At 57.9% G+C, this 15450-nt stretch carries 15 protein-coding genes; 2 read left to right on the top strand and 13 right to left on the bottom strand.

The features are described 5' to 3' along the window. Positions 1-40 precede the first annotated feature (40 nt). The 8 genes from NA78x_RS12025 to NA78x_RS12060 form a co-directional block, all read right to left on the bottom strand. Complete coding sequence (locus NA78x_RS12025; protein WP_425618693.1) at positions 41-328, bottom strand: type II toxin-antitoxin system RelE/ParE family toxin; 288 nt, start codon at positions 326-328, stop codon at positions 41-43. Next, positions 325-570 (bottom strand): addiction module protein, encoded by a 246-nt coding sequence (locus tag NA78x_RS12030; protein ID WP_425618694.1) that lies wholly within the window; start codon positions 568-570, stop codon positions 325-327. The genes NA78x_RS12025 and NA78x_RS12030 overlap by 4 nt, the downstream gene beginning before the upstream one ends. Before the next feature lie 34 nt (positions 571-604). Beyond that, a complete protein-coding gene (locus tag NA78x_RS12035; protein ID WP_425618695.1) occupies positions 605-1108 on the bottom strand; it encodes a Fur family transcriptional regulator in 504 nt (167 codons plus the stop codon). Positions 1109-1357: 249 nt separating this feature from the next. Next, the gene (locus tag NA78x_RS12040) at positions 1358-1633 is read right to left on the bottom strand and encodes a flagellar biosynthesis anti-sigma factor FlgM (protein ID WP_425618696.1); all 276 of its coding nucleotides are present in this window, start codon (positions 1631-1633) and stop codon (positions 1358-1360) included. A 621-nt stretch (positions 1634-2254) separates the two neighbouring features. Continuing rightward, positions 2255-3226, bottom strand: a complete 972-nt coding sequence (locus NA78x_RS12045; protein ID WP_425618697.1) for a GNAT family N-acetyltransferase — start codon at positions 3224-3226, stop codon at positions 2255-2257. Beyond that, the gene (locus NA78x_RS12050; protein ID WP_425618698.1) at positions 3213-4586 is read right to left on the bottom strand and encodes a type III PLP-dependent enzyme; all 1374 of its coding nucleotides are present in this window, start codon (positions 4584-4586) and stop codon (positions 3213-3215) included. The genes NA78x_RS12045 and NA78x_RS12050 overlap by 14 nt, the downstream gene beginning before the upstream one ends. 34 nt (positions 4587-4620) lie before the next feature. Next, positions 4621-6195 carry an acyl-CoA ligase (AMP-forming), exosortase A system-associated gene (locus NA78x_RS12055; RefSeq protein ID WP_425618699.1) on the bottom strand — a complete coding sequence of 525 codons (1575 nt, stop codon included), beginning with the start codon at positions 6193-6195 and terminating at the stop codon, positions 4621-4623. Next, positions 6183-6431: an acyl carrier protein gene (locus tag NA78x_RS12060; RefSeq protein ID WP_425618700.1), complete on the bottom strand. Its 249-nt coding sequence runs from the start codon at positions 6429-6431 to the stop codon at positions 6183-6185. The genes NA78x_RS12055 and NA78x_RS12060 overlap by 13 nt, the downstream gene beginning before the upstream one ends. Before the next feature lie 393 nt (positions 6432-6824). Here NA78x_RS12060 and NA78x_RS12065 point away from each other — a divergent pair, with 393 nt between their 5' ends. Continuing rightward, complete coding sequence (locus NA78x_RS12065; protein ID WP_425618701.1) at positions 6825-7793, top strand: EF-hand domain-containing protein; 969 nt, start codon at positions 6825-6827, stop codon at positions 7791-7793. 74 nt (positions 7794-7867) lie between these two features. Here the strand turns inward: NA78x_RS12065 and NA78x_RS12070 are convergent, their stop codons facing one another. The 3 genes from NA78x_RS12070 to NA78x_RS12080 form a co-directional block, all read right to left on the bottom strand. Then, positions 7868-8767, bottom strand: coding sequence for a rhomboid family intramembrane serine protease (locus tag NA78x_RS12070; RefSeq protein ID WP_425618702.1), 900 nt, complete (start codon positions 8765-8767; stop codon positions 7868-7870). A gap of 80 nt (positions 8768-8847) precedes the next feature. After that, complete coding sequence (gene ggt / locus NA78x_RS12075) at positions 8848-10590, bottom strand: gamma-glutamyltransferase (protein WP_425618703.1); 1743 nt, start codon at positions 10588-10590, stop codon at positions 8848-8850. Between the two features lie 140 nt (positions 10591-10730). Then, complete coding sequence (locus tag NA78x_RS12080) at positions 10731-11819, bottom strand: DUF3500 domain-containing protein (protein WP_425618704.1); 1089 nt, start codon at positions 11817-11819, stop codon at positions 10731-10733. A 249-nt stretch (positions 11820-12068) separates the two neighbouring features. On the opposite strand from NA78x_RS12080, the gene NA78x_RS12085 reads away from it, so the two are divergent. Continuing rightward, the gene (locus tag NA78x_RS12085) at positions 12069-12566 is read left to right on the top strand and encodes a hypothetical protein (RefSeq protein WP_425618705.1); all 498 of its coding nucleotides are present in this window, start codon (positions 12069-12071) and stop codon (positions 12564-12566) included. On the opposite strand, the gene NA78x_RS12090 is transcribed toward NA78x_RS12085, so the two are convergent. Both NA78x_RS12090 and NA78x_RS12095 read right to left on the bottom strand, forming a co-directional pair. After that, complete coding sequence (locus tag NA78x_RS12090) at positions 12567-13637, bottom strand: DUF2330 domain-containing protein (protein WP_425618706.1); 1071 nt, start codon at positions 13635-13637, stop codon at positions 12567-12569. Positions 13638-13724: 87 nt separating this feature from the next. Then, complete coding sequence (locus NA78x_RS12095) at positions 13725-15275, bottom strand: hypothetical protein (RefSeq protein WP_425618707.1); 1551 nt, start codon at positions 15273-15275, stop codon at positions 13725-13727. Between the last annotated feature and the right edge of the window lie 175 nt (positions 15276-15450).

Raw genomic sequence — 15450 nt, forward strand, 5'->3', positions numbered from 1 at the left:
GATCGACGCAAGGCATCCTGACTGGCAGGACGATCTGAGGCTAACGATCTTGCCAATAGGTCGAACTTCGGCTGCCGTGAGTAATCGCGACAACGATGATCGTGTCGCTCTCAATTCGATAAACGATTCGAAACGGAAAACGCCTAACTGGGCAGAGGCGGTGAATGCCGTCGTCACTTGCGAATCGCAGGGGATTGCTCACGACTACGGCCAATGCGTCGTCAATCGCCGTGATAAAGCGATTTGCAGCTGTCGGACTTCGTGCCGAGTACCAATCATAGGTCTCGTCGAAGTCCACGCGTGCGCCGGGCAGGTAGTCGACGTTCATTCGGGGACTGGATTATTGCTGGAACGTTGACGAGCATCCGCTTTGATCTGTTCCCAAGAAGTCACTTGTGCGTTACCGACATCAAATTCAGCCGACCGGCGCTGGATTTCGGCGACCCATTCATCGCTGAGAGGAGGTAGCGATTGCGGAGGAACAGTGTCCCACAGAGTTTCAATGAGTTGCAGCCGATCGCCGATGGGGAGTTGGCTCGCTTCGGCTAACAGGGCGTCGTAATTTGCCATGAAACCTTTCCCTTCTCGGTTCGGTGGAACCTGGCTAGATCATGTTCATCCGGCTGCGGCTGCGACGTTTGGCCTGGGCGCATTCCTGGCAGATGCCGCTGATGATGAGGCGGTGCCCGGTGACGCGGAACTGGTGCTGTTTGCCCAGATCGTCGCGCATAGTGATCAGTTCGGGGCTGGTGAACTCGAGCAGCTTGTTGCACTCGGTGCAGTGAAAGTGATCGTGCTGCGGGTAGCCATAGTCGTGCTCATAGACGGCCCGCCCGTTGAGCGTGAAGCGGCGCAGCAAGCCTGCATCGACGAACTCATTGAGCGTGCGATAGACAGTCGGCCGGCTGACGTGGTTGGGGTCGCCCGAGGGGGGCAACTGCTCCATCAGCTGGTCGGCGTCGAAGTGTTCGTGATGGCTAAAGACATGATCGACGAGCGACAGCCTTTGCTGGGTCACTCGCATCCCTTTGCTTTGCAGAAACTCGACAAAGCGATCGCGCGGAGAGAGGGCTACGGGGACGCGTTCGAGCGAATCTTGGTCCGACATAAGGCACTTGCGACGAGAAGAGCGGAAACCAGTTTATTGAGACTGGTTGTCGTCAAGGCGAATGTCTTTTCTGCAGGTATTCGCACCAGCGGACCAGCCGTAGTCTCAATAAGTGATTCTACGCTGTTCCAGCGGCAGCGGGAAGGAGGCCCCTGGAAATGCTGAATGCAAAACGAAGAAGGCAGAATGTTCGGAAAGACGCCAAATGCAGTTTAATCTGCATTTTGCGTTCTTCGTTCTGCATTCGCACTAGCCGATTTCGTCGAGCAGGCGGCTGAGGGCTGCATCGAGCTTGGCATCGGTGTCGTAGGTGCCGGAGGCGATCTGAGCACGAATGCTGCTCACCTTGTCCTGACGAATGTCGGGCAATTCGTGGACCTGGCTAATCAGGTCGGCTTCTGGAGAGATGTCCAATTGGTCAACTCCCGAGGCTCCCCGAGTTTGTGGTGCCTGCGTCGCGATGGAGCGATGCGGTGCACTCAGGGGCTGAGCGGAATGAATCTGCGAACTACCATAAATATACATGACGGAATCTCCCTCCACACGTGCTGGCCGGTCGCGGTCTGGGCGATGAGCTGAGCCAGTCACAGAATTTCCTCAATGGATTTTCAAAAGCGCGGGGGGACGAACCTTGGACCCGAACCGGATGAACAAACGCTTGGGCATCCGAACGGATGCAAATTACAGCGGTTGTTTGTTACCCGGCCCGATAGGCCACGAAGACCGTCTCCCCAATATACGTCACACAAAAACCAGCAGGCGTCGCGCTTCCGTGTCGGGGGTATTTCCGTGTCATGCGAAGAGACTTGGCGAACGCTAGCACGTTTGACACCCCAGAGTTATCGGCAAGGGCGCGAGTGCCCTTCGGTCTTTGTTTCGCGAACCTCCTGTAGCGAATTCAAGCATCCTGAACGGCTGTAAGGACTGTGCCAGTCACAACTAAAGGCTTTTTTGCCTTTCTTGGGGCCAGCGGTCGTCCTGGTGCGAAAGTGTGTGATCGCAGCCATGTGAGCCGTATGAACAGTACTACGCCAAGCGATTGCAGCTGGTTCGGACTAGGCGGACAATTCTATGCCGCAGGGCCTAGTCTGGCCAGAAAAGCAGTCGTCAGCAACAGTCTGCGCAGTCTATCGGGGACGGGAAATCTCAACAAGATCGAAGTCCATTTTCGCTAGCAGAGTGCCACGATTTGAGCCATTCGGCGCAGGAGTTCTTCCAGCGCCACATCCGGAGCGCGGTGCCCCGTACAAAGAGCGGCGGCCGAGGATAGATCGGCAGCTTAAAGAGCGGCATCTCAGAGTACAGAGAATCGATCGCAGATGGTGGGCAATGGATGCCACGCACCAGCCTCTGGTTGGCATCAGCCAGCAGCGAGTACGGAACTTTCTGGCCCGCCAGATGTGGAACATTCACCGCCACGTAGCGACCACCACTTTGCAGCAGATGGTGACGAATTTGCAAGCTCTGCCGAGCGAAGACCTGAGGGTTGTTCAGATGATGCACGAAGACATGCGGCAGCCAACGGCTTTTGATGCGCGAGGCGATGATGTAACAGTCGCCCTCGTCGCTCGCGACGAACAGATGTTGGCAGTCGATCCCTTGGTGGTCGCGAAACAATTGCAACTCAGCGGAAGTCAGTTTTTCGGCCGCAGCCGCTTCAGTATCCAGATGGAGAACATCGGACGCCGAGCTTCGCCAGGGCAAACGCGGTAGCATGCGGATAGTGCGGTCCAGCTTTGTGAAGCCGAGGCGGGCAGAAATCGCGACCACTTCGCTGGAGGCGGAAAGATCGGTCACGACGTGATCCTTGAGCGCGAGAATCGGCCGCATCAGCAGCAGGCTTTGGGCTCGAAACTCCGGGCGGACGTACCAATTGTGGAGGTTGCAGAAACGAACTTCGCGGCCATCGACCTGGCGCCGACTGAAGAGCGCGCCGAGCATGCCGACAAACTTCCCCTCGTCGCGTAGCACATAGCCGAAGTGGTCCTCGTCGTGCCAACGATTCAGTACGAAAGCTCGCTGCCAGGTAGCCTCGGGCATCTGGGGATCGAACGGATGCAGCAAGGACGAATACACGTCCGGGAACATGGCTGCTGTCAGCTTTTCAATGGAACGCATGGCCCACTTTCGACTCTACCTGAAGTTGATCGGCCAGATAGTCGTGATCGCTCCCGCGAGTGCGACTCAGGATCGCTTGGCCGGCATCGACGACAATTTCCGGCGGCGCTTGGCGGCTCAAGAAACCGAGCGGACTGGCTGAGCGACCGTAGGCTCCCGAAAGAAAGACACCGACCAGGTCTCCGATTTCGATGGCAGGTACCGGCAACGCACGGGCGAGCACATCGAGCGGGGTGCAGAGCGGGCCGACAATGTCGGCTGTGTCTGCTGTTGCCTGGTCCAGCTTATTGAGCACGGCGACGGGAAAGTTCCGCTTGATCGTTTGTCCTAAATTGCCCGAGGCGGCCAACTGATGGTGCATGCCACCGTCGACGATCGCAAACTTCTTGCCACGCGAGTTTTTCACATCGGTAACTTGCGAGACGTAGATACCAGCTTCGGCCGCTAAAAATCGGCCTGGCTCGACAATAAAGCGAACCCGGCTGAAGTCGCCCGCAGCGGCGACTTCTTCCATCCAGGTGGCTAGACCGACTTGCAACGGAGCCAGATCAAGTCTCGCTTCATGCGGGAAATAGGGAACCCCTAAGCCGCCGCCGAGATCAATGGTTTGCAGCGGTCGTCCCAATCGCAGCTGCAAGTGGCGGGCGATCTCGAGGCCGGCTCGGTACTGCCTAAGCAGGACGGTGTGGTCCAGAATCTGGGTGCCGACGAACAAATGAAGGCCGACGATTTGCAACGCTGGGTTCGGCAGCAATTCGTCTAAGAGACAGTCGAGTTGATCTTCGTCAATTCCGAACGGAACCGCTTTAGCGCCCATCCGCATGCCACCACCTTCGACGGCGGCAGCTGGATTCACGCGGAGAGAAATGTTGACTCGCCGATTTTGCTGGCCGGCAATGCGAGCTACGCGGAGTGCTTCGGTCCTTGATTCGACATGGATCTCGCCGATGCCTTGAACGATGGCTAACTCGAGTTCTTGCTCGGTTTTGCCGGGGCCAGCGAACAAGATCTTCTCGGCGGCGCATCCGGCTGCCAGCGCTTGGTGCAATTCTCCACTCGAGGCAATCTCCAGGCCGCAGCCCAGCGCGACGAATGTTCGCAGCAGAGCTTGATTCGGATTCGCTTTGACGGAGAAGCAGATTTCGAAGTTGGCGGGGAGCGTGGCCCGCAGTGCTCGATACTGCTGCCTCGCAATTTCCAAATCGTAGATGTAGAGCGGAGAGCCAAATTGCCGAACGAGATCACCAACCGGAAGTCCACCAATTTGCAGTTCGCCTTGAGACACGCAAAAATGCCGCGCAATCAAGTCGGAGACGTGATCGTGGAGAGTGGGAACTGCTGTTTCTGTGACTGCTGACATGCTGCGCCAATATCGAGTACGGGCAAGAGCGGCTTTACGTTGTTGCGCCAGCTTCGCGCTGACGCAACGCTGGGTAATTGATCTTGCCGCTGGAGGTTTTGGGGAGTTCGCCCAACACTTCGACGACCTTGGGAACCATGTGCCGCGGCAATAGTGTCGCGACGTGCGCGACGAGTTGGTCCTGGCTGATGGCGACACCTTCGCGGGGGACAACAAACGCCTTGATCCGTTGCCCCAAGACTTCATCGGGCAAGCCAATCACCGCTGCATCTCGCAGCTGGCCTGTGCGACACAATGCTTCTTCGACTTCCGTCGGACTAATCCGGAAGCCGGAGGACTTGATTTGGTTATCCCGGCGGCCGACGAAATAGAGAAACCCGTCTTCGTCGGTTTTGACTAAATCGCCCGAATAGCAGACCTTTTCATGATTGCTGACTTCCGGAGGCAACAGCGGATTCGGGCGCAAGACTTTGTCGGTGAGTTCCGGTTGCCCCCAGTAACCCAGCGAAACCGTTGGGCCACGATGCACAAGCTCGCCGATTTCACCCGGCGCACAAAGGCGGCCTTCTTCGTTCAGCACCAGGATCTCGGTATTCGGAATTGCTTTGCCCATGGACGTGGGGCGGCGATCGAGCTCTGCGGGAGGTAAGTACGTAGAGCGAAAAGCTTCCGTCAGGCCGTACATCAACACGACCTGCGTTTCGGGAACTGCTGCCCGTAAACGCTGCAGCGTGCTCAAGGGCATTGCGCCCCCGGTGTTGGTGATGTAGCGGAGGTGGGGCAACGCGGTCGTTGCCAGCGTGGAACTATCCTGAGCGATCAGGCTCCAGAGCGGTGGCACACCAGCGAGGCCGGTGATGCGCTCCTTGGCCAGCATGTTCACGATTTCCTTCGCGAACAAGAACTTCATCATGACGCACGTGCCACCTTGCTGAATGGCCGTCGTGAGTTGATTCAGGCCGGCATCAAAGCTGAAGGGCAAGACCGCCAAGATGCGGTCGGCGGACGTGATGCCGAGATAGTCCGAAACGATGGAGGCACCGGCGACAACATTCGCATGGCTCAGCATCACCCCCTTCGGTTTCCCCGTCGAACCCGATGTATAGAGAATGGCCGCGAGATCTTTGTCGATCGCTTGTTCGGTGGTAGCCGTAGCGGTGGCTGTGTCCGCTACCGAGTATCGGAACGTCTTTAGCCTTGTATGCGCCTCGTCGTGACCGACAAGAATGACGAATTGGAGCGAATCGCACGCTTCCAGAATTGGCTGAAGTTGTTTCCAGCGGGAGACATCAATTACGATGCCCGTCATGCTGCAATCGCGGACGATATGCTCGACCTGTTCGGGGAACAGGCCATGATGGATGGGGACGAAAACGCCGCCCGCCTGCGAGATGCCGAACAACGAGAGAGCCAATTCGCACGAAGGCTCCAGCAGCACTCCCACGCGATCCAGTCGCTTAGTCCCCGCTTGGTGCAGGATCGCTCCCAACGATACAGCGGCCGCTTGAGCCTGTGCGTAGTTGAGACGCGTCTTGCCGTGAACCAGCGCTTCTTGCTCGGGCCGGCGAGCGGCAGAGTCGCGCAGCAAATGATGAATCAGGAATTGCATGGCGCCGCTTTCGAGAGCTTGTGGTGAACAAGTTCAGCCAAGGCGGGAATCGACTCAAAATGTTCCGAGACCATTTCGTCGTCGCTCATCACAATGCCGAACTGCTGTTCGACAAAGGTCACCAACTCCAGGACTCCCAACGAGTCGATGATGCCGTGCTTGATGAGCGATGCGTCCAAGTCAACTCCCGGGCTGGCCGCTGCCGGAAATTGCCGCACGATAAATTCGCGCAGCATGTTTTGAATCTCGTTCTGGGTCATAGTCGGTTGCCATCGAGACCGCGTTAACTAACGAAAAAGACAGATTTGTTCTAGGTTAGCACCCTCGTAGCGTCCAAATCATTCGCGTTTCGCGCAAACTCTCCGAAAACGGCAGCTCAAGGGTGATACGCTCAAAGGTGGGGTGGCTCGGCGGTGGCGTAAATCATTAATTGCCATGGGTTTGCGGTGAGGCGACAAATTGTCGCCTTACCCCCCCATTTTCGGAGGCGGTTTTCTGCCAAGGCGGCAGTAGTCGCACAGGCGTAAGAATCTACTGGTATAGGGCGCACCGATCGGCGAAACTTCGGCGTGCTGCCCCGGTTAAAGGTGGCGTACCCAACCATTGCCTCTTCCCGCGAGAAAACCATCATGCGCAAGATATTGTTCGGAATGTTCACCGCCGCTGCGGCGACCATTGTGTCGTCCGCCGGTGCTCAAGAGCCCGCTGAGTTGTTCAATAAACTCGACGCCAATCAGGATGGCGTGGTGGCCGTCGATGAAGTGCCCGAAGATAAGCGGCCGCTGTTTGAGCGGTTGCTGCGGATGGGTGATGCCAACGACGACAAAAAGCTGAGCAAGGACGAACTGGTTGCCGCGCTGAAGAAGTCTCAGCCAATGGCTGAAGCCGCGCCAGGCGAAGGACGCCCCGGAGCGGGACGACCGGGTGGTGCCGGGGGAGCGTTTTCCGCGAAAGCAATCTTTGAGCGCTTCGATAAGAACAGCGACGGCAAACTCAGTAAGGACGAAGCTCCCGAACGGATGCGAGAGAATTTTGATCGCCTCGATAGTGATGGCGACGGCAATGTGACCCTGGCCGAGTTCGAAAAAGTGGCCGGCGCTTTTCCAGGTGGGCCGCCAGCGCGACGTCCTGAAGGAACGCCAGCGAATCCTCGACCGGAAGGACGCACTGAAGGCCGCGGCGAAAACGGTCCGCCGCTCGTGCGCGCACTCGATACCGACGGCGACGGCGAGATTTCGGCCGAAGAGATTGCGGCGGCTGCTAAGTCGCTTGCCAAGCTCGATAAGAATGGCGACGGCAAGCTGACCCGCGAAGAGCTCGGGCCACCGCCGGGAATGCGTGAAGGCGCTGGTGCCTCGCCACGTCCCGAAGGAAACGCTGGAGCCTTCGCGGCTCAGTTCATCGCCCGCCTGAAAGAGGCCGACAAGAACGGCGACGGCAAACTCAGCAAAGACGAAGCCCCCGATAGCTTGAAAGAAAAGACCTTCGACCGAATGGACAGTAACAGCGATGGTCAACTCGATGAGTCAGAACTGAAAGTGATCGTCGAGCGGATGCGACAAGGCGCTGGTCGCCTCGGTGATCGCAAGAAGGAGTAGCTTACCGGGCAAGGATCACAGTGAATTGGCGGAGCTAGAAGTTGATGAAACTCTGGCTCCTTCCAAGAACTCGCTTATTTTCGCTTCGCTCGCATCAGGCGGCTGTATTGTTCCAGAGTGCGGCGTTCCTTGGCCGTCAGGCTGCCATCGCCGTGCTGCGAGATCTTCGCCAGGATGCGGTCGCCTTCGCGTTCGAGCGCGTCGTCGTCATCGTCCGATTCGTGTGTCTCGGAATGAACCCGTAACGCCGGGCGACGCTTAAACCACCCCTGCACATTTTTAATCCAGCGGCCGGGAGTATCGAGGAACGTGCCGCGACCAAAGTTGAGTCGTAGTGCCCAGACGAGTACCGCGAACGCAGCACCTGTCAGGTGGACATCGAAGGCGACCCGTTCTCCTGGTTGCTTTGCTCCCATCTGCACGCCGAAGAGATCGGCCGCGACGATCAGCACGCCGAGCACCCACGCCGGAACGGGAATGAGCACCTTGTCGAGCATTGTGGCTCGCGGGTTCTTCAAGCAGAACAGAATGATAACCGCTGTCACACCACCCGAGGCGCCGACGAGCGGGCCCGATTCATTGAGCAGGAAGAAGTGTCTGGCCGACCACACCAGTCCGCAAAGGATGATCGCAGAAACGTAATACCGAACGAGGTAGGCTCCGCCTTGCTTCTCTTCGAGCAACCGGCCAAAGATCCAGAGCCCGATCATATTTCCCAAGATGTGCTGGATGTTGAACTCGCTGTGGACGAACCCATAGGTGAGGCACTGAAAGAAGTACCAAGGCTCGACCCACACCGTGGGATACAGGGCGAGTGCATTCGTGATCGTATGCTTCGGGCCGCCGAAGAACAAATCGACGAGAAAAACCAGCACGGTCAGCACGATGAGCTTGGCCGTCGCGGACATGGCCCTCAGGCCCAAGGGATCGTCCGGTGCATCGTCGCGGTAGTAGTCTCGTTCCTGATATCCCATGACTCATTTGGCGCTGACAGAGGCGCGAAGCTGAAAAAGGCGGGTGAAGAATCCCACTTATCGTAGCAGAATTCTTCGAGTTACAAGCCTTGGGCCGAGCCCGGTATGCGGGGATCGTGCACGCCGGTAAAGGTCTTGCTGGCGGGATCGTAAGCCACAGCCTGGCATACACCGATGCCAGCAGTGGCATCGATCTTGTGGCCCCGCTCCTGGAGTGCCGCAACGGTAGCGGCCGGCAGCGATTGTTCGACTCGCAGTTCATTCGGCCGCCACTGATGATGCACCCGCGGCGCTGCTACCGCCTCCGACAAAGGTTGCTGAAGATCGAGCGCGCGAACGAGCACCTGCAGCACTTGGGTGATGATCGTCGGACCGCCCGCTGCGCCGACCGTCATCACTGGCTGACCATCCTGAAGGACGATCGTGGGCGACATGCTCGAAAGTGGTCGTTTGCCCGGTTCCACGGCATTCGCTTCGGCACCGATGAGTCCGAAGGCGTTGGGCTGGCCGGGGCTGATCGAAAAGTCGTCCATCTCGTTGTTCAGGACGAGACCCGTGCCGGGGACGATGACCTTCGAACCGAAGGTCGTGTTCACAGTGGCGGTGATGGCCACGAAGTTTCCTTCGGCATCGGCCGCCGCAATGTGCGTGGTGTGCTTGTCGCTGAGTGGCGCATCGGCGGCTGGCTTGGCGAAGATGTTCTCCGTTGCGCGCGGCGGGCGGCCGTGACTGGCGACTTCGATTGCCTTGTTGGGATCAATTTTCGCAGCCAGCTCGCGAGCGTACGCTTTGTCGATCAGCCCTCGCGGCACTTTCGTAAAGTCGGGATCGCCGAGCCAATGGGCGCGATCAGCAAAGGCCAACTTCATCACGTCGGCAAGCAAGTGTTCGAGCGCTCCCCTGCCCCGCTTGTTCAATTTGGCCAGATCGAACTGCTCCAGCATGTTGAGCATCTGGGCGACATGCACGCCGCCGGAACTGGGTGGCGGAAAGCCGATGATCTCGTAATCGCGATAGGTGGTTTGCAGCGGTTCGCGCACGATCGGCCGGTAGGCAGCGAAATCATCGGCGGTGAGGATGCCACCGTTGGCTTGCATCCAGGCCCCGATTTGCTTGGCGAATTTGCCGCGATAGAACCAGGCGGTACCTTGCTCGGCAATCTGACGATAGGTGTTGGCGAGATCGGGCTGCTTGAGGATGTCGCCTTGGTCGTACACTGCCCCATCGGCTTTCAGCAGGGCAGCTTTCGAGCCGGGAAACTTCGCGAGGTTCTCTACCGTCGCTTTGAGTTTGCGAGCATAGTTGCTGTCGAGCGGAAAGCCTCGCGCGGCAAGTTCCGCAGCGGGGTTCATAATCGCCGCGAGTTTCAACTTGCCGGCCCGCTGCAGCGCGAGGTCGTAGGCGGCAAGAGCACCGGGCGTGCCGACTGCGAGCGGACCCGTTTGGCTGAGCGCTGGGTTCACCTTGCCATCGCGCACGTACATATCGCGAGAGGCTTTGGCCGGAGCCATTTCGCGACCATCGATGGCCAGCAACGCGCCGTTAGCCTGGCGGATCAAAACGAAGCAACCACCACCGAGGCCCGAGTTATGCTGATCGACAACGCCCAGTGTTACCGCTGCCGCGATGGCAGCGTCGACGGCATTGCCACCCGCTCGCAAGGCGTTGATGCCGGCCTGCGTAGCGAGTGGTTGAACACTCGCGACGACACCGCGTTTCCAAGTTGGATCGTCAGCAGCCTGGAGTGTGGCCAAGGTATTCGCAGCCAATGTTCCCGCCGATGTCGCAGCCAATGAACACAACAAATCTCGGCGGGTGAGCATGATCGACTTTCAACGAATTCACGCCCCCGGGCCTGCCCCGGGGGTTTAACGGCCTATGCACTACTCGTGGACTAGCAGTGAACTAGTGCATAAGCCAATGAACCACCGCCGCAGGGGCGGTGGTGATCGAGGTAAAACGACTACGCGTTGAGTTTCACATCGGCATTGTCGGCGATGTTGACCCAGCAGTGAACGTGCGGCACGCTGCGGAAGTTCCAGACAAACGCGGGACCTTCCAGCCGCCAGTTGTCCCAGACCTTGTCGCTGCCAAGGTCTGCATCGGTGAAGAACGCGAGTGAGCACTTGTCGAGGCCCCCCTGCGTCTTCAAGCAAGCCAGCACTTCGTCCCGATCGCTCTGGCGATAAGGCTCGATCAGCTTTTGCAGCACCTTCTGCATCTGCTCCTTCTGGTCGGAAGACATTTCGGTGATGGGGATTCCCGCGAAGGTTCCCTTGTCACCTTGGAACTGCACACCGCTCTCAGGCAAGGTCTTGGCAACTTCGGCGAGCTTGCGTTGCTTGCCGTCGAGCATCTCGTAGACCTTGTTGGCTTCGAGTGCTTGTTCCCAGTAGACGTTGCCAGGGTGACCGGGCTTTTCGTTGAAGCCGCTGGCCGCATGGCCGTAGAAGATTGGTCCGCCGAAGGCCATGTGCTCGGTGCTGTTGCCATCGCAGCGCAGCGTCATATGCCGGCCGGTCATCACCAGTTCGAATTTGCCTTCGCCGGGCTTGCCAAAGATGGCCACGTTCTGGCTCGTACCCCAGCCTTTACCGCCATTGTCGTCGGTTAATTGCTTGTCGACCTTCTTGTGCCACTCGGGGCTGATGATCCCTTCGTAAATGGCCCGCACTATTTCTTGCTGGTCTTTGGTGTAGTAGTCGCTGCCGATGATGGTCGGCGAGGTGATGTGCCAGTTGTTCGAGATGCGCGTGCGGAGCAGGCCGAGTTTCGGATCCTGATAATCCCAATCGAAGCAGACTTCTTTCTTCTGATCCTTGCTCATCGAATCGTAAAGCTGCTTGACCAGTGTCTCAGGTGTCTTCTGCTCGGCCGGTTTGTCTTCGGCAAACAAGCGCCCTGTGGTCGAACCCAGGGCAACGATGGCGGCACCCGCGGCCGAAGCACGCAAGAAGTCACGCCGACGAAATTCAGCCCGTGCTGGCCGGCCGCTTGGCACCGCAGAGTCTTGCGATTCACAATCGGGACAAACGGGACGCGATTCAGACATAACCAACTCCTTCAGATGAACCGACCGAATGGGAACGGGCAAAATCTGGCGGGACGATTGCTCAATATAGGCTGACGGAAACCAGGAAGCCATCAGCGACACACACCGACAAACGCTTAAACCCCGCGATTGCCCGGCAAGGTCGGTGGAACACCTTGGTGAGAATGGAAGCAGCGGCCCGAACCCGCTACAGTGGGTAAGCATCTGCCAGTTGAGGTGCAAACCATTGATGGCAATCAGGAAAAACTCATGCCTAACCAATTTCTACGGGTGTCGCTGCTGATTGCCGCCGTGCTCGTTGCCGCGGCAGGCTGTCTGCCCGTGTCCCAAATCTCAACGAGTAAGGAATTGCCGGCGACGTTTGTCGATCTCAAGCCTGCCGATGGTCATCTGAATTCGCTGCTGCAAATTGAAGTGAACAAGGCGGTCGATGCCCAGCAGAAGCCGTTTGTGGAAATGACGGCCGACTGGTGCAAGCCTTGCAAAGAACTGAAGGAGAGCCTCGACGATCCGCTGATTGCTGACGCGTTTGCTGGCACCTATATCATTCGCCTGAAGGTAGACGACTGGAAGCCCGAGCAACTCGAAGCGATTGGCCTGCCCAGCGATGTGGTGCCCGTCTTTTGCGAAATGAACGAAGAGGCCAAAGCCACGGGACGGAAGATCGATGGCGGAGCCTGGGCGGCTAACATTCCAATCAACATGGCCCCGCCGCTGAAAAAGTTCTTTCACCCGCCGGCTAAGTAGCTACTTCCACTTGTGCCAGAAGAGCGGTGCGCAGGCAAACAGCACGAGTGCAATGAGCGCCACATCGCTTTCGGAATTGCGATAGACGTAGACATCTGGCCGGCGAACATCTTGCTGCGACGCTGCTTCGGCAAAGTACACATCAGCCGGAGCAACCTTATAGGGCCACTGGTCTTCAAACTCGGTCAGGTAGAACTTGACTGGACCAGTTTCGGTGGAGAGTTGCAACTTGGTGAGCAGTTCGGTGCGTTGATGATCCGGGAGTTGGCCAGCCCAAGCTACCTTTCCGGTCCACGGTTGGTCCGGTGTCATTTCGCCCTGATAGCGGGCATTCGACAAAAAGTAGATTCGCAACAAGCGTTGTTGCTGGGCGAGTTTCTCCTGGTGCTTTTCATCGCCTGCGGCCAGTTTTGCATAGTCGGGTTCACGGTAAGGGAAAAGCGGCTTGTCGGTGGCAAATGACAAACGGAGGGCACTCGCTTGAACGGTTGGCGAGGTTATCTCGTCTTCTGTTTTCGCGACCTTCAACGCCGTGATCTTCCACTTCTGTTCGACGTAGGGCCTTGCCCATTCGGCAACCGCCGGTGAGAAGGCATAGCCGTGGTCCTTCAGCCATTGCACGAGCACTTCGGTGTTGTCGGCTTCCAGCACCGTGGCGTTAAAGCCCGCGACGAGTTTTTCTTCCAGAACTCGCACTTCTGGTGCTTCTTTGAGGCCAGCAGTGGGAACAGACTCTTGCAGTGAACAGCCGAGATTGCAGCCTCCGCTTGAGCGAGGACGTTGCACGATGCGTGGAGCGGTTACCTGATGCAGATAGTCAAAAGCATCGTTGCCGGACTCCGCCAGTTCTGGCTTGCTAGGAGAGGGGATCAAAAAGCCAAAGTCGTCGGCATCACTTTGAAACGAAGCCTTGCGGACAAAGTGCTGCAGTTTGGCGACTGGATCCCACAGCATGATCACGGTTTGGTCGGCGTTGATTACCCAACTGCCAAGCGGAGGTGCGGGGCAACACGCAAGCGTGGGATAGGCCAGTACCAACAAGAGCAAGCAGGCAGAGATCGCGCGCGACATGAGAGAAGCCTCCGCGGAAGAGAGATTGGCATCACCTGTAGAGAGATGAGCCAACTCCGCGGGAAGATATTCCCCAAAGACGATTGTCTACTCCGCAGCTTCTTCCGTGCGGCGGTTGGCCTCGGCGGTGGCACGGGCGGTCAATTGCTGCAACTCTTGGTTGAGCGCCTTGTTCGAAGCGTACAGGTTACGGATTTCGGTGTTGGTTTCCGCCAACTTGCCGTAGAGTGAGCGACCGTAGCTGACAACGCCGTCGCGCTCAAAGGTCACTTTCGCCAGGTCTTCGTCTAGTTGCCGCTTGAATTCGGTTTCGAGCGTGGTTTGTTCTTCAGCTTTGGTTCTGGTCTTGGTGAGGGTGGCAATGTTTCGAGTCAGTGCCTGCATGTGGCTGTCGATTTCCATCTTGCGCCGGTGAAGCGAGGTGTAACGCGCGGCGTAGTTGATCAGGCGGCGGCGATAAATCGGTTGCACGATTTCCACGATGTCCTGAGCGACTAGTTCCTGGGCTCGCTCGTTGGGAATAATCGCCGTGTCGCCCACTTCGAACTCGCTAATGTCGGACTCTTGGCGGTGCAATCGCAGCGGCAAAGCCTTGCCGTCTTTGTCAAACAGTTCGGCACCGGCAAGGTTGTTCTCGGGAACCAGAGCCGCGTCGACCTCTTCTTTATGAGCCTTCTTGAACTTCACCTCAGCCCACAAGTTGTCGGGCGATGTGCCGTCGGGAGCACGCTGGCCGTCTTGCACATACTCGTTGATGAGCTTGGAATACTCTTCCGGCGAGAGCCCCGTTTCGGCTGCGGGAATGAGCTGCTGAATCTCCGCCGCCGTCAGGCCCGCAAAAATCTCGTGCGAGTCGATGGGGCAAGTTTCAAACAGCGTCCAGGTCGCATTGCCAGCTGACACTTGCTGCGCTTGCTCGGGCGAGAGGGGCGTCAACGGCATCAGGGTGACACTGTCAGCCTGCACCTGGGTGACGACAAATTCACCTAGGTAGTACTGCGGAAAAGCGTAGCCTTGGCCGCTGTCTACTTCTCGGAATACATACAGAACGGTCTTTTCCTGAATGCTGTGTCCACCACCGGCTGCCGCTGGTGCAGGCTCGGGTGCGACGGGCATAGGCATTGGTTGCGGCATCGGGGCTGCAGCGGGATCGACGGGCGCGGCTGGATCAACCGGCATTGGCATCGGCATGGGAGCTGGGGCCGGCGCGGGCGCTTGTTGTACGGCAGCGACAACCGGCACTTGTACCGTGACAGTGCCGCCAGCAATACCACCAGGACGGGCACCGCGCCAGACACGACCGCGGTCCAGAACCAGCCGAGCTAGCTCTTCTTTGCGGACAAAGACCGAGTCCTTCTCGCCTTTAACGTCACTGTCTTCGCCACGTTCCAGCAGGGTAGTGCGTTGCTTGGCTTCTTCCACTTCCTTTTCTTTGGTTTGTACGTACGTCATCCACGCCTGGCGAGTCTTAATCGTCAGCGCGGCATACAAGCCAAAGGCAGGCACGGCCAAGAACACGAGCATCAAGAACGTGACGTGGACCCACTTCCACGTCTTGGTGTTCATGTAGGTGATGAACCCAAAAAAGAGCACCAGCAATACGCCGAGCACTTGGAAAACGATTGCGTACTGTTCCATTGCGATGTTCGCTTGCTGGTAGTGTGGACAGGCTCACGAGTGGAAGCGATCAGAAAAGACTACCGATCGCTGAGCCCATCCGAGCGGACGCTGTGTGTGACAACGCGGGCCATAGGCTCGATGATAAATGGGGTAGTCTGGGGTGTCAAGTTTTGCCTGCCCGGCAATCTTTGAC

The organism is Anatilimnocola aquadivae (genome assembly GCF_049819085.1).
GTDB lineage: Bacteria > Planctomycetota > Planctomycetia > Pirellulales > Pirellulaceae > Anatilimnocola.

Coding starts and splice junctions, on each gene's coding strand:
- NA78x_RS12025 (WP_425618693.1), bottom strand. CDS start 328: ATGAACGTCGACTACCTGCCCGGCGCACGCGTGGACTTCGACGAGACC.
- NA78x_RS12030 (WP_425618694.1), bottom strand. CDS start 570: ATGGCAAATTACGACGCCCTGTTAGCCGAAGCGAGCCAACTCCCCATC.
- NA78x_RS12035 (WP_425618695.1), bottom strand. CDS start 1,108: ATGTCGGACCAAGATTCGCTCGAACGCGTCCCCGTAGCCCTCTCTCCG.
- NA78x_RS12040 (WP_425618696.1), bottom strand. CDS start 1,633: ATGTATATTTATGGTAGTTCGCAGATTCATTCCGCTCAGCCCCTGAGT.
- NA78x_RS12045 (WP_425618697.1), bottom strand. CDS start 3,226: ATGCGTTCCATTGAAAAGCTGACAGCAGCCATGTTCCCGGACGTGTAT.
- NA78x_RS12050 (WP_425618698.1), bottom strand. CDS start 4,586: ATGTCAGCAGTCACAGAAACAGCAGTTCCCACTCTCCACGATCACGTC.
- NA78x_RS12055 (WP_425618699.1), bottom strand. CDS start 6,195: ATGCAATTCCTGATTCATCATTTGCTGCGCGACTCTGCCGCTCGCCGG.
- NA78x_RS12060 (WP_425618700.1), bottom strand. CDS start 6,431: ATGCTGCGCGAATTTATCGTGCGGCAATTTCCGGCAGCGGCCAGCCCG.
- NA78x_RS12065 (WP_425618701.1), top strand. CDS start 6,825: ATGCGCAAGATATTGTTCGGAATGTTCACCGCCGCTGCGGCGACCATT.
- NA78x_RS12070 (WP_425618702.1), bottom strand. CDS start 8,767: ATGGGATATCAGGAACGAGACTACTACCGCGACGATGCACCGGACGAT.
- ggt (WP_425618703.1), bottom strand. CDS start 10,590: ATGCTCACCCGCCGAGATTTGTTGTGTTCATTGGCTGCGACATCGGCG.
- NA78x_RS12080 (WP_425618704.1), bottom strand. CDS start 11,819: ATGTCTGAATCGCGTCCCGTTTGTCCCGATTGTGAATCGCAAGACTCT.
- NA78x_RS12085 (WP_425618705.1), top strand. CDS start 12,069: ATGCCTAACCAATTTCTACGGGTGTCGCTGCTGATTGCCGCCGTGCTC.
- NA78x_RS12090 (WP_425618706.1), bottom strand. CDS start 13,637: ATGTCGCGCGCGATCTCTGCCTGCTTGCTCTTGTTGGTACTGGCCTAT.
- NA78x_RS12095 (WP_425618707.1), bottom strand. CDS start 15,275: ATGGAACAGTACGCAATCGTTTTCCAAGTGCTCGGCGTATTGCTGGTG.